The sequence below is a fragment of the Rhodoferax sp. ZS1R8 genome, from assembly GCF_056521325.1.
Genome location: NZ_JBWMBA010000001.1, coordinates 365,307 through 388,417 on the forward strand (window position 1 = coordinate 365,307; position 23,111 = coordinate 388,417).

Here is a 23,111-nt window from a genome sequence, read left to right on the forward strand (position 1 = left end):
ATTGATGGTGGAAGAAGCACGGGGGAACGAACAGATTACCGACAAGTGGTCAATGCGGGAAGGGCCACAAGCGCAATTTTTGTTTGGCAATAGACCACAGCTTGGCCAAACCGTGGGGCTCCACGATCAAGAACCAGACGATGAGCCCGCCGAAGATCATCAGCTCAGCATGCGACACGCCGGCCGTGGAGATTTGCAGGCCCAACAACCCGGCCAAGGCCGGCAGAAACTGGCTCAGAAAAATCGGCAGCAGCACGATAAAGCCCGCGCCAAAAAAGCTGCCCATGATGGACCCCATGCCGCCGATGATGACCATGAACAGCAGCTTGAACGACTGGTCCACCGAGAACGCGGCCGGCTCCCAGGCACCCAGGTAGATGAAGGCCCACAAGCCACCGGCCATGCCGACGATGAAGGAGCTGACGGCAAACGCGCTGAGCTTGGCGAACATGGGGCGGATACCGATCACCGCCGCGGCCACGTCCATGTCGCGTATCGCCATCCACTCACGGCCCACGGCGCCGCGCACCAGGTTTTTGGCCAACAGCGCAATCACCGCCAACAGCGTCAGGCAGAAGATGTATTTGGACACCGGGCTGGCCAGCGAGAAGCCAAAAACTTGCAGGTTGTTGACCGACACCGAGCCCGAAGGGGAGTAGTTGGTGAACCACTGGATGCGCAGGAACATCCAATCCGCAAAGAACTGCGCGGCCAGTGTGGCCACGGCCAGATACAGGCCCTTGACCCGCAAGCTGGGCAGGCCAAACAAGATGCCGAACAGCATGGCGCAGACACCGCCGAGCACCAGGGCCAGCACCAGCGGCATGCCATCGATGCGCACAAAGAAGTTGTAGGCCGCGTAGGCGCCCACCGCCATGAACGCGCCGGAACCCAGCGAGATCTGGCCGCAGTAGCCGACCAGAATATTCACGCCGATGGCGGCCAGTGAAAAGATCAGGAAGGGAATTAGGATGTTGGTGAACCAGTAGTCGCTGGCGACTGCGGGCAAGGCCACAAAGGCCACTGCCAACAATGCGTACAGCGCGATGCGGTCTTGTGCGATCGGGAAGATCTGCTGGTCTGACCGATAGTTGGTTTTGAATTGGCCGTTTTCTCTGTAGAACATGTTCTTCTCGCAATCTATTTGCTATGAGCCGGGACGGCAGTGCGTTTTGCTCCGTGTCCCCCGCCCGCTTTGCGGGCTCCTCCTTTACCTGCGCAAAACACACTCCCATCCCGGCTCATCGGGCAGGCTGCGGTTCGCGGAAGATCTTTCATTCGGTAGGTCATACGCGATCAATGATTTTTTCGCCGAACAGACCCTGGGGACGGATCAGCAAGAAGCCTAACGCGAGCACATAGGCAAACCAGATCTCAATGCCGCCACCAACGTAAGGTCCCAGGTAGACCTCGGACAGCTTCTCACCGACACCAATGATCAAGCCGCCCACAATGGCACCGGGCACGGAGGTAAGCCCTCCCAAAATTACGACCGGTAACGCCCGCAGCGCAACGGTGGTTAGCGAAAATTGCACGCCCAACTTGCTGCCCCAGATCATGCCGGCCACCAAGGCCACGACACCGGCCACACACCACACGATGACCCAGATGCGGTTCAGTGGAATGCCGATGGATTGCGCGGCCTGGTGGTCGTCGGCCACCGCACGCAATGCGCGCCCTGTGGCGGTCTTCTGGAAGAACATGCTCAGCGCGGCCACCAGCACCGCGGCGATCAGTGCCGCGTACAGGTCTTCCTTGTTGATCAGGATGCCGCCTTCGAACGCACTCTCCAGCACCATGACCGGGTCTTTGGGCATGCCAATGTCGATCTTGTAGATGCTGTTGCCAAAGATGGTCTGGCCCAGGCCTTCCAGGAAATAGGTGATGCCTAGCGTGGCCATCAGCAGCGTCGTGCCCTCCTGGTTGACCAGGTGGCGCAGCACCAGGCGCTCGATGACCCAGGCCACGGCAAACATCACCGCGCCGGCCAGCGCAAAGGCCGCCAGGTTGACAACAATCATGTCCTGCACGCCGGTGATCTGTGGAATCCACTCGGCAAAGCGCGCCATGGCCAGCGCCGCGAACAGCACCATTGCGCCCTGGGCGAAGTTAAAGACGCCGGATGCCTTGTAGATCAGCACAAAGCCCAAGGCCACCAGCGAATACAGCATGCCGGCCATGAGGCCGCCCAGCAAAGTTTCTAAGAAGAATGCCATCTTGATGTTTCCTTAGTGGCTGGTGCCGAGGTAGGCGCTGATGACATCCGGGTTGTTGCGCACTTCGTCCGGCGTGCCGTCGCCAATCTTCTTGCCGTAGTCCAGCACCACCACGCGGTCGCTGATGTCCATGACCACACCCATGTCGTGCTCGATCAGCACCACGGTGGTACCGAATTCGTCATTCACGTCCAGCACAAAGCGGCACATGTCCTGCTTTTCTTCAACGTTCATGCCGGCCATGGGTTCGTCCAGCAACAACACTTGGGGCTCCATGGCCAGTGCGCGGCCCAGGTCTACGCGCTTTTGCAAACCGTAAGGCAACTGCCCGACCGGCGTCTTGCGGTAGGCCTGGATTTCCAGAAAATCGATGATGCGCTCCACCGCCTCGCGGTGCATGATTTCTTCCCGCTCGGCCGGGCCCCAACGCAGGGCCTGCAGCAGTATGTTGCTTTTGATCTTGAGGTTGCGGCCGGACATGATGTTGTCCAGCACGCTCATGCCTTTGAACAGCGCCAGGTTCTGAAACGTGCGGGCCACGCCCATCACCGCCACCTGGTGGCTGTTCATGTGTTTAAAGGTCTGACCGCGGAACGCAATCGAACCCTGCTGCGGTGTATAGACCCCATTGATGCAATTCAGCATCGAGCTTTTGCCCGCGCCGTTGGGCCCGATGATGGCGCGCACCTCGTGCTCGCGCACATCAAACGAAATATCCGTCAGCGCCTTGACGCCGCCAAAACTGAGCGAGATGTTCTTGACGTCCAGGATGACGTCGCCTATTTTCTTTGTCGTGCTCATGCCGCTGCCTTTACCGGTGCAAAGGTCTTGGTGTCTTCAATACGCAGCGTGGCGCTGACCTTGCCGGTGCGACCGTCTTCAAACTTGACCTGGGTTTCAATAAACTGGGATGTCTTGCCGCCGTACAGTGCGTCAATCAGCACGTCATAGCGCTCGGCGATAAAGCCCCGGCGGACCTTGTTGGTGCGGGTCAGTTCGCCGTCATCCGCATCCAGCTCCTTATGCAGGATCAGGAAACGGCTGACCTGGCTGCCGGCCAACAAGGTGTCCACGCTCAGGTCGGCATTGACCTTCTCCACACATTCCTTGATCAGCGCATAGACCTCGGGCTTCTGCGCCAGGTCGGTGTAGCCCGCATACGGCAGGTTGCGCCGCTCCGCCCAGTTGCCCACCGCGTCGAAGTCGATGTTGATCATCACGCACACCTGGTCGCGGCCATCGCCATAGGCCACCACCTCTTTGATGTGCTGGAAGAATTTGAGTTTGTTCTCCACATACTTGGGAGCGAACATAGCGCCGTCGTTGGCACCGCCTTGGATGCGGCCCACATCTTTGACGCGGTCGATGATTTTCAGGTGGCCGTTGGCGTCGATGAAGCCGGCATCGCTGGAGTGGTACCAGCCATCTGCCGTCAGCACCTCGGCCGTGGCTGCCGGGTTTTTGTAATACGCGCTGAACAGGCCGGGGGACTTGATCAAGATCTCACCGTTCTCGGCCACCTTGATCTGGACACCGTCGCAGGGCACGCCCACGGTGTCGGCACGGGCCTGGTTGTCGGGCTGCAAGCATACAAACACCGCAGTCTCGGTGGATCCGTACAGTTGCTTGAGGTTGATGCCGATGGATCGGAAAAAGCTGAAAAGATCCGGCCCGATGGCCTCACCCGCCGTGTAGGCCACGCGCACACGGCTCAGGCCCAGCGTGTTGCGCAGCGGGCCGTAGACAAATACGCCACCCAGCGCATACATCAGGCGGTCCACCGCCGACACCGCCTTGCCATCCATCAACTGGGGCCCCACGCGTTTGGCAACATCCATGAAGTAATGGAACATGCCGCGCTTGATGGCACCGGCGTCTTCCATGCGGATCATGACGCTGGTCAGCAGGCCTTCAAAAACGCGGGGCGGTGCGAAGTAATAGGTGGGGCCAATCTCTTTCAGGTCGATGGTGACCGTGGCGGCAGACTCCGGGCAATTGACGACATAGCCACAGGCCAGCCACTGCGCATAGGAAAAAATGTTTTGCCCGATCCAGGCCGGTGGCAGGTAGGCCAGCACCTCTTCATCACCGGTCAGCTTGTCGAACTCCGCACCCACGCGGGCCCGGTCCAGCAGCGAGTTGTGCGTGTGCACCACGCCCTTGGGGTTGCCGGTGGTGCCGGATGTGAAGAACATCGCGCCCGTGTCATCGGGCGTAGCCTGGTTGGCCTCAGCCGCATAGAAATCCGGGTGCAAGGCAATGAAGGCCTTGCCAGCCGCCTGCAGTTCGTCCAGCGATGCAAGACACGGTTCGTCGTACTTGCGCAGGCCGCGCGGGTCGTCGAAATAAATGCGCTCCAGCATCGGGCAGCTCTCACGCACTTCCAACAGCTTGTCGACCTGCTCCTGGTCTTCGGCAAAGGCAAAACGCACTTCGGCATTGTTGATGGGGAATACGCACTCGGCAGCCGCAGAGTCCTGGTACAGCGGCACCGGGATGGCACCCAGCGATTGCACGGCCAGCATGGTGGCGTACAAGCGCGGCCGGTTGGCCCCGACGACCACCATGTGTTCGCCCCGCCGCAGACCCGCCTGGTGCAGGCCGGCAGCCAGTTGCTGCACCATGGTCAACAGCTCAGCCCAAGTCAGCGCCTGCCAGATGCCGTATTCCTTCTCACGCATGGCCGGCGCATTGGGGCGCTCACTGGCGTGCTTTTGAAGTAGCCGCGGAAAAGTCGTCTGCATGCCAAATCCTTGTCTGTCTGTCACCTCTGCCCAGCCCTGATGCCGCGCGGCAACGGGTCTGTGTATGGGTGGAATATTAATCTTGGGTTTGACGCCTAGTTGTCGTTTGGACGACAATCTAAATGTTTCTGGCTAGGTGTTTTCCCTTCACTTATTGCTAACTTACAAAGGTTTTGCATGGCCCATGACGCATCGCTCTTTCAGCGCCGCCGCGCCCTCACCGCGGCTGAGTTGGACGCCATTCCGTGGATCCATTTGCTGTCCGTACAAGAGCGAGAACGCGCGACCGAAGACCTGAAGATTGCCGATGCCGACGCCGGCGAATACATCTGCCGTGTAGGCCGCCCGGTGACCTACTGGTTTGGTGTCGTGGACGGCCTGTTGAAGATGAGCAGCGACAACGCCGAAGGTCAGACCATGACCTTCACCGGCGTGCCACCAGGCGGCTGGTTTGGCGAGGGAACGGCCATGAAGCGCGAGACTTACCGCTACAACATCCAGCCCCTGCGCAAGAGCCGGGTGGCAGGCCTGCATGTGGACACTTTTCACTGGCTGCTGGACCATTCCATCGGCTTTAACCGCTTTGTAATGAACCAGTTGAACGAACGCTTGGGCCAGTTCATCGCCGCCCGCGAGATCGACCGCATGACCAACCCCGACATCCGCGTCGCACGCAGTTTGGCATCGCTGTTCAATCCCGTGCTCTACCCCGGCGTGGGCGAGGTGCTGCGCATCACGCAGCAGGAGCTGGCCTACCTGGTAGGCCTGTCGCGCCAGCGGGTCAACGAGGCGTTGACGGCGCTGGCGGCTAATGGGGCGATCAAGGTGGAGTATGGGGGGCTGCGGGTCATGGATTTGCAGGCGCTGCGGAGTCGGGTAAGTTTTCGGTAGTGGACAACAGATTCAACGCGACAGCATCAGTTCGGCGGAATCGTCTGCGTCTTCTCGATTAGCCCGGATGCCTTTAGTGCGCTCAAGACATCTTCGGTACTCCCAGGCGGCTGCTCAAAACGAGTCACAAAGTCGCCAGGCCCTCTCAGGAAGAGCACATAGCTTTTGCCAATCTGGAATGCGTCGACTCCGCACATGGATCCTGGCACGGTTCTGACTTCACCGTTCGGCAAGTCTCTACCTTTTAGCAGTCGAACGTTCTTGAGCCGGGCCACAGGATAGAAAATATCCCCGTTGGTGGACTCAACAACGCCGTGGACAACCAAATTCGATGCGCGAAAAGCTGCTTCCACCGTCAAAGGCTTCCAATCGGGTGCAGGTGTGCAGGCAGCGACGGGCTCGCTCAACAGAAGCACCGCGCAACCAACACTCGCAAATAGAGCAAGCCTGCCCGAGGGTGTGGATGGTACGGATTTGGTCACAAGCAAGGGCATCTCCAAAAAACTCATTCAAAAGGTGAACTTCTCAAAGTAGAGGTCTCAGCAATGCTAGCTGATGAGCCTTTCGCGGCGGGTCTGGCCAAGGGCGGCTCGCTTCACCGGATGAAGCGGCAATGCTCAAAGACACGCTGCCAGCTGACACGCTGATCGTCACACCCGGAACACAGCCTTCAGGCCCGACGCAGAATCGCAGCGCAAGCCCTCAGACTGCCATCCGCGCAGGCGCGGCACACATTATCATTGGCCGGTCGATTTCCCAAGATTCAGACCCGGCAGGGGCTTTTGCCAGTGCCTGTGCGCAGGTCCGATCGGCCTAGGACTCCTCCTCCCGTCGCCCCAAAGTGTGTCGTCACTTTTTTTGATGCAAATCCGTTCCATTTTCCCCAGTGAAGTCGAGTCAGCGCGGCTGCTACTTGTTGCCAGCCATTGGGGGCCACGCGTGCAAGACCCCTTGGTGTTCCGTGAATTGCTGGCGCGCTCTGCAATCGCCATGGTTGCCGTTGGGGAGGACGGTCAGGTCATAGGCTTCCTGCGAGCGCTAACGGATGGGATTTTCAACGCCTACATCTCCATGGTCGTAGTAGCCGAAACCCACCGTGGTCGAGGCGTCGGAACGGCATTGGTGCGTGCGGCTATGCACACCGGGGACGCCCGCATGACCTGGGTGCTGCGGGCTGGCAGGACTGGGGTGTCAGCCTTCTACGAGAAGCTGGGTTTCGTGCAGTCACAAGTTGCGATGGAGCGGCCAGGCCAACGGTAAAACCTCACAACCGCATCGCGTACCTAAAACTCGAGAAATTCTCGGCTTTGGGACCGTAGTTATTCATCCATACACGCTCATGTTCTAGTTCGGCACGGTGGTCGGTGATCAGTCGGTTCGCCGCGTGAGAAAATGAAGCCATTGTCTCGCAGTAGGGTGCCGGCGTCTGCGCTTGGCGCGGCAAGCCCATAGGGGCATGCAGACCCAAACAATATGCAAAATCACGCTGTAGCCCTCATAGAACCTGCGTAAAAAGCTACGAAAAGGATAGCACCATGACAGATTCCAACAAACCACCACCCGCCCCGCCCGCATTCCGCCGTGCACCACCGCCCGTAGCGGGCAAGACCCCCGCCAGCCGCGCCGCCATCCCGGCCGGGCAGACCAACACCTCCGCGCACGGCGCCAACGGTACGATGCGGTTGAACAAGCGCATGGCCGAACTGGGACTTGCGTCTCGCCGCGAGGCCGACGACTGGATTGCCAAGGGCTGGGTCAAGGTCAATGGCAAGGTGGCGGAGATGGGCATGCAGGTGGCGCCCGATGCGCGCATCGAGGTGACCCAACAGGCCAAGGGCGCCCAGGCCAACCAGGTGACCATCTTGTTGAACAAACCCATTGGCATTGTCAGCGGCCAGGCCGAAGACGGTCATGAGCCCGCCATCACGCTGATCCAGCCGCAAAACCGGTGGGTGGACGACAACGCCCGCTTCTTCTTCCATGGCAGCCAGCTCAAAAGCCTGGTGCCGGCCGGGCGGCTGGACATTGATTCCACTGGCCTCTTGGTGCTGACACAAGACGGCCGCGTGGCCCGCCAGCTGATTGGCGAGGACTCGGGTATGGAAAAAGAGTATTTGGTGCGCGTGGTCTATACCGGCGTGGCCAACCCGGCAGCGGCCAACTCGCCTGCGGCGACGTACGGTGCGCGTGCGGCGGCCCGCCCCGCCCCACCCACACAGCTCAGCCGCATTGACGATGACGACCCGGTCAGCACGGATGTGCAGTCCGTGTTCCCTGCCGAGAAACTGCGCCTGCTGCGCCACGGCTTGCGCCTGGACGACCAGGCGTTGAAACCCGCCAAGGTGGAATGGCAAAACCCCGAGCAACTGCGTTTTGTGCTGGTGGAAGGCAAGAAGCGCCAGATCCGCCGCATGTGTGAGCTGGTCGGGCTGAAGGTGGTGGGCTTGAAGCGTGTGCGCGTGGGCAAGGTCATGCTGGGGAACCTGCCGGTGGGCCAATGGCGGTATCTGGCGCCGCACGAGTCGTTCTAAGCCGCACAACCAACACCGCAATCGCCCTATGCCCAAACAAGCGCCTGCACAACCGGCCAAAAAATCTCCCCTCCAACACCTGCGCCCATCCGACCTGCGCAGCGTGGCGCAACTGGCCACCCAAGCCACCCGCGGCGTGGCCACGATGGCCGAAGGTGTGCACCACGCGGTGCTGGGCACGATGGGCCTGGCGGGTGGCAAGGCCGGGCAGCAGACCAGCGGCATTACGGGGTTTGTCTACCGCACGGTGCATGGTGTTACCGAACTGGTGGGTAAAGCATTGCAGGCGAGTTTCACCAAGCTGGAGCCCACGCTGGCTGCGTTGGTGGATGCCCCACCCGACACACCGGAGCGTGAGGCGGTACTGGCTGCCTTGAATGGCGTGTTGGGCGATCAGCTGGCGCAGAACAACAACCCGCTGGCCACACCGATGACGCTGCGCTACCAGGGCCACGCGCTGAACTTGCACGCGCTATCCGCCATGCCAGACGCCACTGGCAAAGTGCTGCTTTTGATCCACGGCTTGTGCATGAACGATTTGCAGTGGACTCCGGGCGACCCGGCTGCCGATGGCGCACCCGAGGCCGACATACCTGCCACGTTGGCCGCCGAGCTGGGCTACACGCCGGTCTACCTGCGCTACAACACTGGCCGCCACACCTCGCAAAGCGGACGTGAACTAGCCGCCATGCTGGAGCAATTGCTGGCCCACTGGCCGGTACCGGTGGAGGACTTTAGCGTGGTAGTTCACAGCATGGGCGGCCTGGTCATCCGCAGCGCTTTCCACACTGCGCAACAGCAAGCACTGCACTGGCCGCAGCGGCTTAAAAACATCGTCTTCCTGGGCACGCCCCACCATGGGGCCCCGCTGGAGCGCGCTGGCAACTGGATCGATGTACTGCTGGGTGCCACGCCGTTCAGTAAACCTTTCGCCAAACTGGGCCAACTACGCAGCGCGGGGATTACTGACCTGCGGTATGGCTTCGCGCTCGACGCCGACTGGGCCGGACAGGACCGCTTTAAACACAAACCCGACAGCCGCCAGCCTTTGCCGCTGCCCGAAGGCGTGGCCTGCTACACCCTGGCCGCGACCACAGCTGCCAAACGCAGCCCGCTGGCCGAGCGCGTCATCGGCGATGGCCTGGTGCCACTGCGCAGCGCGCTGGGTCAGCATGGTGTGCCAGAACACAACCTGCACTTTGCCAAGGACCGCCAGACCGTGGTCTACGGCATGAACCATATGGAAATGCTCCGCAGCCCCGTGGTGTGCGACCAGGTGCTCACGTGGCTGGGCGCAACACCGCGCTAGGCCGGCACCACCGGCTTTCTTAAGCCTGGCGCTGCGCGTCGTCCAGCGCCATCAACAGGCGCGTGCGGTGCTCTCGCGCCACCACCTGCCAGTGTTCACCGGTGATGGCACCCTCCAGCGCCCACAGCAGATTCAAGCTGGCGCTGGGCTCGCTCTGTTTGACCCGTAAATACGCCTTGATGGCACCCAATCTGCACAATTCTTCGTAAGTCCCTATGCCCGCGGCCTGTAGCATCTGCTGTGACTTGGGACCCAAGTTGGCCAGGCTGGCGAAATCGGTAACGGCGGGGCGCGGAGTCTCGGGCATGCCCCGAATACTAGCCAAGTCGCCCGGGTCTTGAAAACCACCCCATCGCCCATAATTGAGGGCTTCGCGTGCGACGCAGGGGCGTCCGCCAGCCATTTTTTGTTTAGTTTTACCGAAAGTCCTACTCCCCATGAGCAAGCAAACCCTTTCCTTCCAGGCCGAAGTAGCCCAACTGCTGCACCTGGTGACGCACTCCCTGTACTCCAACAAGGAAATTTTCCTGCGCGAGCTGATCTCCAACGCGTCCGACGCCTGCGACAAGCTGCGCTTTGAGGCCATCAACAACGGTGGTCTGTACGAGAACGACCCCGAACTCAAGGTCAAAGTCACCTTCGACAAGGATGCCAAGACGCTGACCATCACCGACAACGGCATCGGCCTGTCTCAACAAGAAGCTATCGACAACCTGGGCACGATTGCCAAGAGCGGCACCAAGGATTTCGTGTCCAAGTTGAGCGGCGACCAGAAGGCAGACTCCAACCTGATCGGCCAGTTCGGCGTGGGCTTTTACTCCGGCTTCATCGTCGCCGACAAGATCACTGTCGAATCCCGCCGCGCTGGTTTGCCCGCAGCAGAAGGTGTGCGCTGGGTCAGCGACGGTGGTGCCAGCGGCGGCGGCGCGTTTGAGGTGGAGACCATCTCCCGCGAAGCCCGCGGCACCAGCGTGATCCTGCACCTGCGCGACGACGCCCAGGACTACGCCCAGGCCTGGAAGGTCAAGAACATCATCAACAAGTATTCGGACCACATCAGCCTGCCCATCCAGATGGAAAAGGAAGAGTGGAAAGACGGCGAGCTGATCAACCCTAGCGACGAAAACGGTGGCCGCCAACCCGGTGGCATGGTCAAGACCGGCGAATGGGAAACCGTCAACAAGGCCAGCGCCATCTGGAGCCGCCCCAAGAAGGACATCAGCGGCGAACAGTACGACGAGTTCTACAAGCAGATCAGCCACGACTTTGAAGCACCTCTGGCCCACACGCACAACCGCGTGGAAGGCAGTACCGAATACACACAACTGCTCTACATCCCCGGCAAGGCGCCGATGGACTTGTGGAACCGCGAGAAAAAGGGCGGCCTGAAGCTGTACGTCAAACGCGTGTTCATCATGGACGACGCCGAGGCGCTGCTGCCCACCTACCTGCGCTTCGTCAAGGGCGTGGTTGATTCCGCCGACCTGCCGCTGAACGTCAGCCGCGAACTGCTGCAAGAAAGCCGCGACGTGAAGGCCATCCGCGAAGGCTGTACCAAACGCGTGTTGTCCATGCTGGAAGACCTGGCGAACAACGACAAGTTGCCAGAGACATCGGCCGACGGTGTGACCGACGTGGTCAGCGAAGAAGACAAGGCCAATGTCGGCAAGTACACCAAGTTCTACAGCGAATTTGGCGCCGTGCTGAAAGAAGGCCTGGGCGAAGACTTTGCCAACAAGGAGCGCCTGTGCAAGCTGCTGCGCTTTGCGTCCACCACCAGCGACTCGGCCAGCGTGGGCTTTGCCGACTACAAGGCGCGCATGAAGGAAGGCCAAGAGGCCATCTACTACATCACCGCTGACTCCCTGGCAGCAGGCAAGAACAGCCCGCAGCTCGAAGTGTTCAAAAAGAAGGGCATCGAAGTGCTGGTGATGACCGACCGTGTGGACGAGTGGGCGCTGAACTTTGTGCAAGAGTTCGACGGCACCCCGCTGCAAAGCGTGGCCAAGGGCGCGGTGGATCTGGGTAGCCTGCAAGACGAAGCCGAGAAGAAGGCCGCAGAAGAAGCCGCCGAGACCTTCAAACCCCTGCTGGCCAAACTGAAGGAAGCGCTCAAAGACAAGGCCGAAGATGTGCGCGTGACCACCCGCCTGGTGGACAGCCCTGCGTGTCTGGTCGTCAAGGACGACGGCATGAGCACCCAGCTGGCCCGCATGCTGAAGCAAGCCGGCCAGGCCGCACCCGAGGTGAAACCGGTGCTGGAAGTGAATGCAGAGCACGCGCTGGTCAAGAAGCTGGACGGCTCAGTGCACTTCAACGACCTGGCGCACATTTTGTTTGACCAGGCGCTGCTGGCCGAGGGCGGCATGCCGGCGGATCCGGCGGCGTATGTGAAGCGGGTGAATGCGCTGCTGGTGTGAGCCTGTAAGCCAAATCGGGCTGCAGCCCTCGTGTAGCAAGCGTAAGCAGCTACTGAAATAGTAGCGGTTCCTCACACTCCCGAACCCCGCAGTTGCAAAACTGGCGGGGGTTTTTACGCCCTCAGCTACCAGCCGGCGGCTGCGGCATGGGTTCCACCGCCGCGCGGTCGCGGCCGGCGTGCTTGGCTTGGTAGAGCGCGGTATCGGCGGCCTTGACCAGCGCATCGTGGCTGACACCCGGTTCGGGTACGCCCGACGACACGCCGATGCTCACCGTCACCACGCCAAAAGGGCTGTGGGCGTGGGGGATAGCCAGCGCGCGCACGGCGTCGCGCACACGCTGTGCCACCATCAGCGCACCGTTGCTGTCGTTGGACGGCAGCACCACCGCGAACTCTTCGCCGCCATAGCGGGCGACCAGATCACCAGGCCTTAACACCAGCGTGTCCAGGCATTCGGCGATGCGGCGCAGGCAGTCGTCACCCGCCAGGTGGCCGTAGTGGTCGTTGAACAGTTTGAAGTGGTCCACGTCCAGCATCAGCAGCGCAACCAGCGTCTTGTCGCGCCGGGCGCGCAGCCACTCCAGGTTCAATTTCTCATCGAAGCTGCGGCGGTTGGCAATGCCGGTCAGGCCGTCATTGGCCGCCAGGCGCTCCAGCGCACTCTGGGTCTGCTTTTGCTCCGTCATGTCGCGCAGCGTCTCTACCACGGCCAATAACTCGCCGTCCGCATCGTAGATGGGACCGGCGTCTATGGCCAGGTAGTACTCGTGGCCCAGTTTCGGCATCACACACCAGTTCTGGGCGTGGAAACCGCTTTCGTTGTCGCCGGACTTGTCGAAGGATGTGTAGTGCTGTTCGATTTCGGAAGTGCGCCCCTGCACGACGAGATCCGCCAGGCAGGGCCGGGGGGCGTCGTAAAAGGCGCGCCAGTGCTCGCCGGTACCGACCACGTCCTTGGCGGCTACGCCGGTCAGTCGTTCGCAGGCACGGTTCCAGATGATGACGTGGCAGGCAGCGTCCAGCACAAAAGTGGGGACGACCAGATCCTGCATCAGTTTGACGGCAAAGCTACGGTCGTGGTCGGTGTGTTTGTTTTTCATCCAACGGTCTCGGCGCGGGTATGTGTCTCTTGTTGCTGCATTGTGCAACCACCGGGGCCGGCACGGCAAGGCTTTCCGGTAGAGCCCGTGACGCGGCAAAATAACGGGAAACATTGTTGTACCCCCCTGCACCATGCCCTCCACCCTACGCCTACCCCATTTGCTACTTGCCGCTGCACTGTTGGCGGCCCTGCTCAACGGCGCGCCGCTGCTTGCCGCCACCAATAACACCAAGGACGGGCAACCGCGCGCCATCACCCCCCGCGGTGAACTAAGCGCCGAGGAAAAGGCCACGATTGATCTGTTTGAGCGCGCCCGCGACTCAGTGGTCTTCATCACCACCAGCTCGCGCGTGCAGGACTTCTGGTCGCGCAATGTGTTTTCGGTGCCGCGGGGCAGCGGCTCGGGCTTCATCTGGGACGAGTCTGGCCACGTGGTCACCAATTACCACGTCATCGAAGGCGCCAGCGAGGCCACCGTCAAGCTGGCCGATGGCAGCGAGTTCAAGTGCAGCCTGGTGGGTGCCAGCCCGACGCACGACATCGCAGTGCTGAAGATCAGCGCCAGCTACAAGCGCGCACCACCGGTGCCACTGGGCACCAGCCACGACATCCGCGTGGGCCAGAAGGTGTATGCCATTGGCAATCCGTTTGGCCTGGACTGGACGCTGACCAGCGGCATTGTGTCGGCGCTGAACCGCTCGCTGTCGGGCGACAACGGCTCGGCCGTGGAGCACCTGATACAGACTGACGCGGCCATCAACCCCGGCAATTCGGGCGGCCCGCTGCTGGATTCCGCCGGCCGGCTGATCGGCATCAATACCGCCATCTACAGCCCAAGCGGCGCCAACGCCGGCATAGGCTTTGCGGTGCCAGTGGACACCGTGAACCGCGTAGTGCCCCAGCTGATACGCCACGGCAAATATGTGCTGCCGGCGTTGGGCATACGCATGGACGACGGCATCAACCAGCGACTGCAGTCCGTGCTGAGTCTCAAGGGCGTCGTGGTGTTGCGGTCTGCGGCCACCGCCGTGCAGCCAGCCGCGGGTCTGAAGGAAACGACGTTCGGCCGCAATGGCAGCATCACGCTGGGGGATGTGATCACCGCCGTGGAGGGCAAACCCATCACCTCGGTCAATCAGCTGGCTGCGCGGCTGGATGACTTCAAGGTGGGCGACAAGGTCAAGCTCACGGTGCTGCGCCAGGGCAAAAGCCTGACGCTGGAGGTGGTGCTGCAGGCGGATGCCTGAGGCTCCCTGGTTCAGGCTGTGCGGACGGAAATATCGTCGACCTTGAACCCTCGGGATTTCACGCCGAATGCGAACAGCCGTTCCAGCGCGTGTGCCAAGGTGCCGTCAACCTGGCCCAGTTCCACTTCAAAGTCGGTCTCCTGGAGACCCAGTTCAGTCAAAGTCGGCATCGCACTCGGACGGAACCAGAACATGGAGCCCGCAGGGAAGTGCAACCTGTAGTTCCCTTTGCTGCGCCTGGGCTCGATGTGTCGCAGCAGACGGTCCAGCCAGGGGCGGTTGTCGGTATAGATATCCGGTTGGGATAGGTCAGTCAAAGCATTGGCGGGTGCGAGCAGCCCGAGGGTTTTATCGCCCTCGAAAGCCTTGCTGGCGACCGCAACGGCACGGGGGCCGAGCAGCCCCTGCCACAGCAAGGAGCGCCAATCCTGGCCGTCTTCGCGGTGGGGGGATTTCTTGGAATGCAATTTGCACGCGGTGGCGTATCCAAACTGCTGCAACACCGGCAGCAACGAGAAGAACGGCAAGATATCCCGCCCACGGTTGGGTACGGCAAGCAGATAGGCCCCAGGCAGCTTGGCCCGCAGGTGGCTCACCCACTCTCGCGGCGCATCATCGGCAACGGTGATGAACACGTCCATGGGACCCGGGACATTGCCGATCAGCGCACACAGTTCATCCAGCAAATCCCGGTAGAACAGGTGGGCCACGATAGCCGACGACGCCTTCTTGGTAAACGAGGTGCGGGACAGCGCAAACATCGACTCGGTGGCGGCGTCTTTTTTGCGGAATTGGCGCAGCACGCTGGCAGTTGCGTGCAAATAGGCGTAACCGTAGCGGCGGTCTGGCTCCAGATACGTGCCCTCGGCCCATTCATTCCAGGCATTGACGAAAATGACGCGCTCTTCGCCGCTGTTGCAGGTGTTGGTTCGCGAGGCAGCATGCTCCAGCCAGTTGGCGTAATTTTGCGCAGTGGAGTTGATGAAGATATTGCCCTTGCCCGGTTTGCGGGCCTCGTTGTCCCAGGCGGTTGCGATGCCAGACAGACGTACATGGTTCGATTCGGGCCGGTCGGTAAAGAACTTGGCCATGTGCGTGTAGTCGTAGATGCGCCCCTCAAAGCGGGGGTTCAGGAGCTCGACCTCGTGGTTGACGGGCGGCAAACTGGCCTGGTGCGGCGGAAACTCGCAGGTCGCGTCGAACCCGTACGCATGCGGATCCAGCCGCTCGAAGGACTCCACTGCAACCAGGTACAACTCACCGACGCCGCTCTCACGGCAGTGGGTGCGCCAGCGCTGCACGGTGTCGCGCAGATTCGGCAGGTGCATGGGCCGGTACACCAGAAACACAGGCTTGCCATCGATGCGGATGTAGCGGGGGTCCAGAAAGGACGGTACCAAATCCGCAACCATGGCCAGGTCGTCTTCGGGCGAATACCGCTGCGCCATCAGCATGTCGGCGTCTTGCCCGTCCCAGCGCCGTGTCCAATTTTCATTGGCCCAACACAGGCAGAACGGAAAATCCAGGTCCGGGTTGTCCAATACCTGGCGCTGTGGAATGTCCAGCAAGCGCTTGCCGTCAAACCAGTAGTAATACATGCAGAAACCGGCCAGCCCGTAGTGGCGGGCCAGCTCGGCCTGCTTGCGCATCGTATCCACCACACGCAAATCATAAAAGCCCATGTCACCCGGCAATTTGGGTTGGTAGTGCCCCAGGAACTGCGGCAGTGCGCGGGTGACGTTGGTCCATTCGGTAAAACCTTTGCCCCACCAACGGTCATTTTCGGGAATGGGGTGGAATTGCGGCAAGTAATACGCAAGGCAGCGCAGCGTCAGATCTTCGGGTTTCAGGCCTTGGTCGGTGTAGGGCACGTACTCGCTACGGTCCCATTGCAAACGGCCCGTGGCGTACAGCTGGCGAACAAACTTGTGGGTGGTGCCGCCCGTGAGGCTGCGGGTCCACGGCCGCCAGTACTTCATGCCATTGCGCAGCCGCATCGACGTGTTGAGCAGGCGGGTTGCCAGCCTCTGCTTGGTATGCAAGGAAACCGGCAGCGCGACATAAATGGCGCGCAGAACACGGGTTAGCATGCGCCTAACAAGCCCCTTTGATTCCTGGCGTTTTTGACCACCATTGTGCTCGCCGCGCAAAGCTTCACCCACTTGGCGGACACGCCTGGCAATAACGCCCGAGGCAGTAGGCACGGGCGATGGGGTCTGATGCTGCCGTCCATCTGCTGCTGGCGCCGGCACGGGCGTATCCGACGGGGAGTCGGCAGAAAGCAATAAGTCAGGCGGGGGAGTTTTGGCGGTCATGGATGGGGCGGCAGAGCGTGCATACGAAGGAGGCAGCCGCCAACCAGTTTTTTGCGGCCAGCGATTTTGCCACAGCGGTGGCTGGCCACTGTAGCGCCTACACGGCCAAGGGCAGAAGTGCACTTCCAACGCCCATCATTTACTGCCCTACACCGTAGCAATACCTGTGCTTCAATGGTGCCATTGCACAGGAGGTCGCTATGGAATCATCATCCCGTAGTCTTGTTCCGCAGTCGGCAACCTTCCAGTTGCCGATCGCGCAGATGCGCCGCGTATTCCAGCCCGACGAGGTCGAACGCAAGCTGGCCAAGTTGCAGGACCACGAGCACGACAGCCTGCGTGCCACCTACCGCCGCATGCTGGAGCGCGGGCCGCAGCGTTTCTCGGTCAAACCTTCGGGCGTACCCAATATGGCCGGCCTGTACCACTCACTACCGAATTTCACCGAAGTATTGAACGACGTGAAACGCCACGTGGCGCTGGCGCAGGATAGCCGCGACGCGCTGGAGGTAACACCCATGCTGTTACTAGGCCCACCCGGCATTGGCAAGACGCACTTTGCCCGCAAGCTGGCCGACTTGCTGGGTACCGGCATGAGCCTGGTGCCCATGAGTTCGATGACGGCGGGCTGGTTGCTGTCAGGCTCATCCTCGCAATGGAAAGGCGCCAAGCCCGGCAAGGTGTTTGAAGCTTTGGTGGATGGCGAATACGCCAACCCGGTCATCGTCGTCGATGAGATTGACAAAGCCAGTGCCGATGCGCAGTACGACCCGCTGGGCGCGCTGTACAGCCTGCTGGAGCACGACACGGCACTCAGCTTTACCGACGAGTTTGCCGAGGTGGCCATTGACGCCAGCCAGGTGATCTGGGTTACCACCGCCAATGATGAACGCGGCATCCCCGCGCCGATTTTGAATCGCATGAATGTGTTCACCGTGGAAGCCCCTACGCTGGAGGCCGCGCGCCAGATTGCGCGGGAGCTGTACCAAGGCATACGCAATGACCACGACTGGGGTACACGCTTCGAGCCTGCCCCCGCAGATGATGTGCTGGATCAGCTGTGCCTGCTGGCCCCGCGGGACATGCGCCGCGCGCTGATGACGGGTTTTGGCAATGCACGTCTGGACGGGCGCAGCGCCATCAGCACCGCGGATCTGCCGCGGTGCAGCGGCAAGAAGGGATCAATGGGGTTTGTTCAGTGAGGTGGCGTCGCCCAACGGGGCAGCAATGGCGCGGTTGCGGCCATTCTCCTTGGCACAGTACAGCGCGTCGTCGGCACGCTTGAGCGTGGCAGCCGAGTCTGTACGGCGCACGTGTTCGGCCACACCGATGGACACCGTAATGCACAAGTCAGGGCCTATGCCTGGGAACTGCAATTGCGCGACCCGCTGGCGCACACGTTCTGCCGTAACCATGGCGCCTTCCAGCGCGGTGTCCGTCAACACCATGACGAATTCTTCACCGCCGTAGCGGCCAAAGAAATCGAGCTGCCGCAACGCCTTGGACGCGGCATCCGCCACACCGCGCAATACTTCGTCGCCAGGCTGGTGTCCATAGACATCATTGACGCGTTTGAAGAAGTCGATGTCCACCATGCAGATGCAAAACGCACTGCCGTTGCGCTGGCACCGGTGCGCTTCCTCAGCGATCCGCTCCATCAGGTACCGCCGGTTGTAAACACCGGTCAACTCGTCACGGATGGCCATTTCGCTGATGCGCTGCAGGGCCGTTTCCAGCTCACCATTCTGCTTTGCCAAGGCCTGGTTTTTCTCCGCAACCTTGTGGCGCAGATTGCCAACCATGTCGGCCAGAAAGCTGAACTGTCCCAGCGCCATCGCAAACGCGACCCACAGCAACAGCTCCAGCTTTAGGTTGGCCTCGTCGGCGTGGAAGTAGAGCAGCAAGCCGGTCTGGGCGGCATACACCGTCAGGATGAAGGCCGCCAACTGTATGAACCCACGGGCCCTGAAGCGGAACATGCCAAACGAAAACATGGCCAGGCCCAGCAATAGAAAAGCGCCGCGCGCCATGCCGGCGTAATACATGATGTACAGGCCCATGACCGCCGGAATGGCGATCTGCAGAAAAGTCAGGCTGGGGTCTTTGAAGCGCAGGTTCAGCCCACTGCGGATCACACTGTAGATAAGCAGATTGAAGATAACCACAACGGTGGCGTACACAACGACAACGTCGGTACCCAAAAAACCCAGGCTCCAGCACAGCAGTACAAATGCCTGGTTCATCACATGTGCAGCCGCGCCGACAAAAAAGCGGCGCAAGCGCGTCCTCTGCTCCGGCGCGTTGGGAGGATAGAGGGCGAGGCCAGCAATTTTCATGGCAACCTTTGTTACTTTCTACACAGGCGATTGTGCAAGCATTTCCGCCAAGTTCAAATTAGCTCTACTATTGATAGCTGCCTACGCCCATTACACGAGGGCCAGCGCACAAAAACCTATAAGGAGCCTTGCGATGGTGTCATTGAATTCGCCGTATCTAGCGACGTTCTGGTCTCAATCCATGGTCGAGGTCAACCTTCTCATCTTCCTGTATCTGGCAGGCGCCTTGGCGCTGGGTCTGCTGTTGGGCTACGAGCGGGCCTACCACGGGCGAGCAGCCGGTATGCGGACGTATGGCATTGTCTGCATGGCGTCGGCCGCGTTGACGGTCTTCTGCGGATACACAGACTTCTGGTGGGGCGGCGTCCACCACACGTCAATACCGGTGGACCCGACGCGGGTGATTCAGGGCATCGTGACTGGCGTGGGTTTTCTGGGCGCCGGCGTCATCATGAAGGAAGGGCTCAACATCAGCGGCTTGACCACGGCAGCGTCCATCTGGGCGTCCAGCGCGATTGGTGTGCTCGTGGGGCTGGGCTTCTTTGCTGCGGCCATTCTGCTGACACTGCTGTTGCTGGCCTTGATGATGTGGGCGCCCAAGCTGGAGGCACGCCTGCCCTCGCGGCGCGCCATGGGTGTGGTGCTGGGGTTCAAGCCGGGGTTTGAGCCGCACGAGTCGGCACTCAAAACCACGATTCGCGCGTGGGGCTACCTGGTTGCAGAAGGCTCCCTGAACATCACCGCCACCCAGCATGTCGTGCAATGGAATTTCGTCATGGTGGCGCTGAAGAGCCGGCCGGAGCCCAATTCGCTGTTCGAGCTGTCGCGCAAGCTGCGCGAGGTGGAGGGCGTGGACAGCCTGCAGATTAGCCACGCGAGGAACTAGGGGCCCAAACGCTCTAGTGCCGGATGGATTTCGCAACCGGCAGGGCCCGCCCTTCTGCCGCAGAGGGTGCCGGAATACCCAGCAGATCCGCAAGCGTAGGCGCAAGGTCCACCACCTCCACCCGCGTATCAATGCGCCCTTTGCCAATCCAGGGCGGGCCGTAGAACAGCATGGGCACATGGGTGTCGTAAGGATAGGGTGAGCCATGGGTGGCGCCAGCGCGCGCACCGGTCCGCCAATACGGCTTGAGCGCAAATTGCACGTCGCCCGATACGTCAGGGTGCCACGACTTGCGCATCTGTGCGAACAAGGGCTCGACCGCACGGCTACCACTCAGCATTTCCGCGCGCGTGTAGGCAGCAGCAAAGCCGGGCTGGGCCAGCAACAGCGTGCGCGCGGCATCGGCCACGGCAGTGGCGTCCCGGCCAGTGCTCGCCAAAAGCTTCTTGTCCAGCAACAACGAGGAGCCGGAGTAGCCCAACGCCCACTTGCCGGGGCCAAACTGTTGTTCCAGCCCCTGGTTGATGGCGGCCAGCGAAAGCGTGCTGTCTACCGTGCCACTGTCCTTGCCCTGCTGGGCGCTGTAGTCCACTGCAGGCATAAAGCCATGGTCGGCGGTCAGCACGGCCACATAGCGGTCTTTGCCGACGGTGGCGTCCAGCGTCTGCCAAAAGCTTTGCAGCAGGCGGTCCAGCTGCAGCAGATGGTCATGCGAGAGGCGGGATTCGGCGCTGAAGGCATGGTTCACATAGTCATGGCCCGACAGGCTGATGGCCAGGATGTCCGGCGCATCGTCCTGGCCCAGTTGTTCGCCCTGCAACGCAGCACGCGCGAAGTCCAGCGTCAGCGCGTCGCCAAACGGGCCACGCAACAATCCTGCGTAGAAATTGGCGCCTGGCTGCGCATCGTCTGGAGCGCTGAAGCGGGCTGGCAAGCCGCCCCCCGCCGGTCCATACCAAGGCTGGTTGTCCGCGACCGATCGGGCGTAGGCAGCCTCGGGCAGCAGGGCCTTCCACTCGCTTTTGAAATAACGATCGGCGGGTCGCGCAGCGTTGAAGGCATTGACCCAGGCCGGATGCTGCTGCATGTAGAAGGTAGTGGACGCGAACTGCCCACTGGAGGACATGTACATATAAGCCGTGCCTGTTTTACCGGCGGGCAAGATAGCGCCGCGGTCCTTACCAGAGACCGAGATGACCTTGGACTGGGGGCTAGCCCGGCGCAGCACGTCGCCAACTGTCTCCACTTTCAAGTTCTTCGGGCTGGTGCCGTCCAGCGGCTCCGTGGCATGGCCGATGTAGGTGGCCGTGGTGTCGCCGGTGCAGTATTCCCGTGCGCCGGTCTGGGCATCGCGCCATTCATTGCCGATGATGCCGGTGCGGTGCGGATAGGCCCCCGTCAGCATCGTCGCGTGGCCGGCGGCGGTGACCGTGAAGGCATGGCCGTAGTGGGCGTTCGCAAACCAGCTGCCGCGCTGCAGAAAGCGGTTGAATCCATCGGGCGCCAACTGGTCCCGGTAATCCATGACCTGGCGCTGGGGCAGACCGTCGATGGCGATGAAGACGATCAGCTTGGGGCGTTCGGGTTGTCGCGGGGTGGGCTTGGCTGCCGCCGCACCCACAAGCGCCAGTGCAACGCCTGCCAGCACCACGCTGGCCACCAAACGGGCGCGCATCACGCTTGACCCAGTGTGCGAGCCAGCCACTGGCAGACGGGGCTGTTGCCGTCCTCCAGACCATGGATCACCGTGAAGTGGTTCGTGCCATCGTGCGGTTGCAACGTGGACGTGTTCCCCGCGGCCTGCCAGGCGTCATGGTAGGTCTGCGATTGGCGCGCAAACTCCGCGCTCTCCAGGCTACCCCAGGTGATCCAGGCCGGTGTCTTGCAGGGTCGCACCATGAAGGCAGGCGAATTGCGCCGGATGATGCCATCGTCTAGTTGGATCATGGGCTGCAGGTAGCTGTAGCGCAGCGGCTCCAGGTCGTACAAACCGCTGAAGGCAATAGCGCCTGCAAACGGGTCCTGCGGCAGGCCGTAGTCGCGCGCCCATTCGGTTTGCAGGCACATTGCGGTCAGGTGGCCACCGGCTGAATGACCACCAACCGCAACGCGCGTGGGGTCACCGCCATGCTGGCCAATATTGCGCAGCACCCAGGCCAGGGCCGAGCGACACTGGCGTGTGATTTCGTCGATGGTGACAACGGGGCACAGTGCGTAGTTGACGACAACGGTGGTGATGCCGCGTGCATTCAGGCCCAGTGCCACGCCATGGAAGTCTCGGCTGGACAAGGCGCGCCAGTAGCCCCCGTGGATGAACACAAATACCGGCGCATTGGGCGCATCGGCCGCAAAGATGTCCAGGGTTTCTTCGACGGTGGGGCCGTAAGGCACAGCCAGCGTATTGCGCAATGTGCTGCGCGCCCGCTCGGCCTGTGCCGCGAAATGCAGCGCGGGCTGGTCGCCTGGGACTAGCGCCAGGCTGGGGTTGTACTGGGCGTCGATCTGCGCCTGGGTCTCTAGGTTACGGTACAGCGTGCGCATGGGAGGGGGGCCTTTGTGTAAGCGATAGGATGCAGTGATTATTCCGCATGCCGGGGCCCCCGCCCCTTGTGAGTGCGCCTGTGTCAGCGCATCAGTTCAGGTACGAATCGGCGTGGGCCTCAAAGTCTTCTGCATCAATTGCTGCATCGTAGGCGGCGCGGGTGGCCAGCGCTTCCTTGGTGTAAGGGATCAGCGGCTTGTCCAGTGGACGCAGCTTGTGGCGGCGCAAGCCGCGCAATTGCTGTGAACGTTCCATGGTTTGCAAAACCAATTCGGGTTCCATCATCAGGCTGAAGGGGTTGAGTGCCAGGGTTGCTGCAGTGGTCATCGTGGTTCTCCGGTTACGTCGTCGTGTGCCAACTAGGTTTGAAAGGGTTTGGCGCTTGGTGCAACTGTAGTCACAGCGGCGCGAATCCGCAGTCAGCCGCGGGATGGAAAGCATGTAGGAATTTGCCTTACAACGCAGCCTGATCAAATGCAAACGCCTTGTTACGATTGCACCCCGGAGGGCTTGCGAGAACTACTGCAAAATCGTTGCCGGGCCGCAATTTGCGGCGGCCGCACACAAAAA

20 protein-coding genes are annotated in these 23,111 nt (G+C 61.3%); 8 read left to right on the forward strand and 12 right to left on the reverse strand.

Translation table 11 applies throughout. The annotated features are described in order from the left end of the window. Positions 1-49 precede the first annotated feature (49 nt). From AC097P_RS01685 to AC097P_RS01700, 4 genes are all read right to left on the reverse strand, one after another. Positions 50-1,126, reverse strand: coding sequence for a branched-chain amino acid ABC transporter permease (locus AC097P_RS01685; protein ID WP_479608628.1), 1,077 nt, complete (start codon positions 1,124-1,126; stop codon positions 50-52). Between the two features lie 160 nt (positions 1,127-1,286). Next, a complete protein-coding gene (locus AC097P_RS01690) occupies positions 1,287-2,216 on the reverse strand; it encodes a branched-chain amino acid ABC transporter permease (protein ID WP_479608629.1) in 930 nt (309 codons plus the stop codon). Between the two features lie 12 nt (positions 2,217-2,228). Further along, positions 2,229-3,017, reverse strand: a complete 789-nt coding sequence (locus AC097P_RS01695) for an ABC transporter ATP-binding protein (RefSeq protein WP_479608630.1) — start codon at positions 3,015-3,017, stop codon at positions 2,229-2,231. After that, positions 3,014-4,960, reverse strand: coding sequence for an AMP-dependent synthetase/ligase (locus AC097P_RS01700; protein WP_479608631.1), 1,947 nt, complete (start codon positions 4,958-4,960; stop codon positions 3,014-3,016). The genes AC097P_RS01695 and AC097P_RS01700 overlap by 4 nt, the downstream gene beginning before the upstream one ends. Before the next feature lie 177 nt (positions 4,961-5,137). Between AC097P_RS01700 and AC097P_RS01705 the strand changes: the two genes are divergently transcribed. Continuing rightward, positions 5,138-5,851, forward strand: coding sequence for a Crp/Fnr family transcriptional regulator (locus tag AC097P_RS01705; protein ID WP_479608632.1), 714 nt, complete (start codon positions 5,138-5,140; stop codon positions 5,849-5,851). Positions 5,852-5,877: 26 nt separating this feature from the next. Here the strand turns inward: AC097P_RS01705 and AC097P_RS01710 are convergent, their stop codons facing one another. Then, positions 5,878-6,339, reverse strand: coding sequence for a hypothetical protein (locus AC097P_RS01710; protein WP_479608633.1), 462 nt, complete (start codon positions 6,337-6,339; stop codon positions 5,878-5,880). Between the two features lie 373 nt (positions 6,340-6,712). On the opposite strand from AC097P_RS01710, the gene AC097P_RS01715 reads away from it, so the two are divergent. From AC097P_RS01715 to AC097P_RS01725, 3 genes are all read left to right on the forward strand, one after another. Then, positions 6,713-7,111, forward strand: coding sequence for a GNAT family N-acetyltransferase (locus AC097P_RS01715; RefSeq protein ID WP_479608634.1), 399 nt, complete (start codon positions 6,713-6,715; stop codon positions 7,109-7,111). Between the two features lie 275 nt (positions 7,112-7,386). Further along, a complete protein-coding gene (locus tag AC097P_RS01720) occupies positions 7,387-8,382 on the forward strand; it encodes a pseudouridine synthase (RefSeq protein WP_479608635.1) in 996 nt (331 codons plus the stop codon). 28 nt (positions 8,383-8,410) lie between these two features. Then, the gene (locus AC097P_RS01725; protein ID WP_479608636.1) at positions 8,411-9,691 is read left to right on the forward strand and encodes an esterase/lipase family protein; all 1,281 of its coding nucleotides are present in this window, start codon (positions 8,411-8,413) and stop codon (positions 9,689-9,691) included. Between the two features lie 19 nt (positions 9,692-9,710). On the opposite strand, the gene AC097P_RS01730 is transcribed toward AC097P_RS01725, so the two are convergent. Next, entirely contained in the window at positions 9,711-9,998 is a 288-nt protein-coding gene (locus AC097P_RS01730; protein ID WP_479608637.1) for a TfoX/Sxy family protein, read from the reverse strand. A 130-nt stretch (positions 9,999-10,128) separates the two neighbouring features. Between AC097P_RS01730 and htpG the strand changes: the two genes are divergently transcribed. Beyond that, positions 10,129-12,111, forward strand: coding sequence for a molecular chaperone HtpG (gene htpG / locus AC097P_RS01735; protein ID WP_479608638.1), 1,983 nt, complete (start codon positions 10,129-10,131; stop codon positions 12,109-12,111). 121 nt (positions 12,112-12,232) lie between these two features. Here htpG and AC097P_RS01740 read toward each other — a convergent pair whose 3' ends face one another. Beyond that, positions 12,233-13,213, reverse strand: coding sequence for a sensor domain-containing diguanylate cyclase (locus AC097P_RS01740; RefSeq protein ID WP_479608639.1), 981 nt, complete (start codon positions 13,211-13,213; stop codon positions 12,233-12,235). A gap of 133 nt (positions 13,214-13,346) precedes the next feature. Here AC097P_RS01740 and AC097P_RS01745 point away from each other — a divergent pair, with 133 nt between their 5' ends. Continuing rightward, positions 13,347-14,462 carry a S1C family serine protease gene (locus tag AC097P_RS01745; RefSeq protein WP_479608640.1) on the forward strand — a complete coding sequence of 372 codons (1,116 nt, stop codon included), beginning with the start codon at positions 13,347-13,349 and terminating at the stop codon, positions 14,460-14,462. An 11-nt stretch (positions 14,463-14,473) separates the two neighbouring features. On the opposite strand, the gene AC097P_RS01750 is transcribed toward AC097P_RS01745, so the two are convergent. After that, positions 14,474-16,552: a glycoside hydrolase family 99-like domain-containing protein gene (locus AC097P_RS01750; protein ID WP_479608641.1), complete on the reverse strand. Its 2,079-nt coding sequence runs from the start codon at positions 16,550-16,552 to the stop codon at positions 14,474-14,476. 425 nt (positions 16,553-16,977) lie between these two features. On the opposite strand from AC097P_RS01750, the gene AC097P_RS01755 reads away from it, so the two are divergent. Next, entirely contained in the window at positions 16,978-17,979 is a 1,002-nt protein-coding gene (locus AC097P_RS01755; RefSeq protein WP_479608642.1) for an AAA family ATPase, read from the forward strand. Here AC097P_RS01755 and AC097P_RS01760 read toward each other — a convergent pair. Further along, positions 17,959-19,113: a GGDEF domain-containing protein gene (locus tag AC097P_RS01760; RefSeq protein WP_479608643.1), complete on the reverse strand. Its 1,155-nt coding sequence runs from the start codon at positions 19,111-19,113 to the stop codon at positions 17,959-17,961. The genes AC097P_RS01755 and AC097P_RS01760 overlap by 21 nt on opposite strands. Positions 19,114-19,246: 133 nt before the next feature. Between AC097P_RS01760 and AC097P_RS01765 the strand changes: the two genes are divergently transcribed. After that, on the forward strand, positions 19,247-19,999 hold the full coding sequence (locus AC097P_RS01765) for an MgtC/SapB family protein (protein WP_479608644.1): 753 nt from the start codon (positions 19,247-19,249) through the stop codon (positions 19,997-19,999). A gap of 13 nt (positions 20,000-20,012) precedes the next feature. On the opposite strand, the gene AC097P_RS01770 is transcribed toward AC097P_RS01765, so the two are convergent. The 3 genes from AC097P_RS01770 to AC097P_RS01780 form a co-directional block, all read right to left on the reverse strand. Further along, positions 20,013-21,674 (reverse strand): alkaline phosphatase family protein, encoded by a 1,662-nt coding sequence (locus tag AC097P_RS01770; RefSeq protein ID WP_479608645.1) that lies wholly within the window; start codon positions 21,672-21,674, stop codon positions 20,013-20,015. Further along, positions 21,674-22,540 (reverse strand): alpha/beta hydrolase, encoded by an 867-nt coding sequence (locus tag AC097P_RS01775; RefSeq protein WP_479608646.1) that lies wholly within the window; start codon positions 22,538-22,540, stop codon positions 21,674-21,676. The genes AC097P_RS01770 and AC097P_RS01775 overlap by 1 nt, the downstream gene beginning before the upstream one ends. 91 nt (positions 22,541-22,631) lie before the next feature. Then, positions 22,632-22,868: a hypothetical protein gene (locus AC097P_RS01780; RefSeq protein ID WP_479608647.1), complete on the reverse strand. Its 237-nt coding sequence runs from the start codon at positions 22,866-22,868 to the stop codon at positions 22,632-22,634. Positions 22,869-23,111: the final 243 nt, after the last annotated feature.

Coding starts and splice junctions, on each gene's coding strand:
- AC097P_RS01695 (WP_479608630.1), bottom strand. CDS start 3,017: ATGAGCACGACAAAGAAAATAGGCGACGTCATCCTGGACGTCAAGAAC.
- AC097P_RS01745 (WP_479608640.1), top strand. CDS start 13,347: ATGCCCTCCACCCTACGCCTACCCCATTTGCTACTTGCCGCTGCACTG.
- AC097P_RS01725 (WP_479608636.1), top strand. CDS start 8,411: ATGCCCAAACAAGCGCCTGCACAACCGGCCAAAAAATCTCCCCTCCAA.
- AC097P_RS01780 (WP_479608647.1), bottom strand. CDS start 22,868: ATGACCACTGCAGCAACCCTGGCACTCAACCCCTTCAGCCTGATGATG.
- AC097P_RS01715 (WP_479608634.1), top strand. CDS start 6,713: ATGCAAATCCGTTCCATTTTCCCCAGTGAAGTCGAGTCAGCGCGGCTG.
- AC097P_RS01755 (WP_479608642.1), top strand. CDS start 16,978: ATGGAATCATCATCCCGTAGTCTTGTTCCGCAGTCGGCAACCTTCCAG.
- AC097P_RS01750 (WP_479608641.1), bottom strand. CDS start 16,552: ATGCTAACCCGTGTTCTGCGCGCCATTTATGTCGCGCTGCCGGTTTCC.
- AC097P_RS01770 (WP_479608645.1), bottom strand. CDS start 21,674: ATGCGCGCCCGTTTGGTGGCCAGCGTGGTGCTGGCAGGCGTTGCACTG.
- htpG (WP_479608638.1), top strand. CDS start 10,129: ATGAGCAAGCAAACCCTTTCCTTCCAGGCCGAAGTAGCCCAACTGCTG.
- AC097P_RS01705 (WP_479608632.1), top strand. CDS start 5,138: ATGGCCCATGACGCATCGCTCTTTCAGCGCCGCCGCGCCCTCACCGCG.
- AC097P_RS01690 (WP_479608629.1), bottom strand. CDS start 2,216: ATGGCATTCTTCTTAGAAACTTTGCTGGGCGGCCTCATGGCCGGCATG.
- AC097P_RS01740 (WP_479608639.1), bottom strand. CDS start 13,213: ATGAAAAACAAACACACCGACCACGACCGTAGCTTTGCCGTCAAACTG.
- AC097P_RS01720 (WP_479608635.1), top strand. CDS start 7,387: ATGACAGATTCCAACAAACCACCACCCGCCCCGCCCGCATTCCGCCGT.
- AC097P_RS01685 (WP_479608628.1), bottom strand. CDS start 1,126: ATGTTCTACAGAGAAAACGGCCAATTCAAAACCAACTATCGGTCAGAC.
- AC097P_RS01760 (WP_479608643.1), bottom strand. CDS start 19,113: ATGAAAATTGCTGGCCTCGCCCTCTATCCTCCCAACGCGCCGGAGCAG.
- AC097P_RS01730 (WP_479608637.1), bottom strand. CDS start 9,998: ATGCCCGAGACTCCGCGCCCCGCCGTTACCGATTTCGCCAGCCTGGCC.
- AC097P_RS01775 (WP_479608646.1), bottom strand. CDS start 22,540: ATGCGCACGCTGTACCGTAACCTAGAGACCCAGGCGCAGATCGACGCC.
- AC097P_RS01700 (WP_479608631.1), bottom strand. CDS start 4,960: ATGCAGACGACTTTTCCGCGGCTACTTCAAAAGCACGCCAGTGAGCGC.
- AC097P_RS01765 (WP_479608644.1), top strand. CDS start 19,247: ATGGTGTCATTGAATTCGCCGTATCTAGCGACGTTCTGGTCTCAATCC.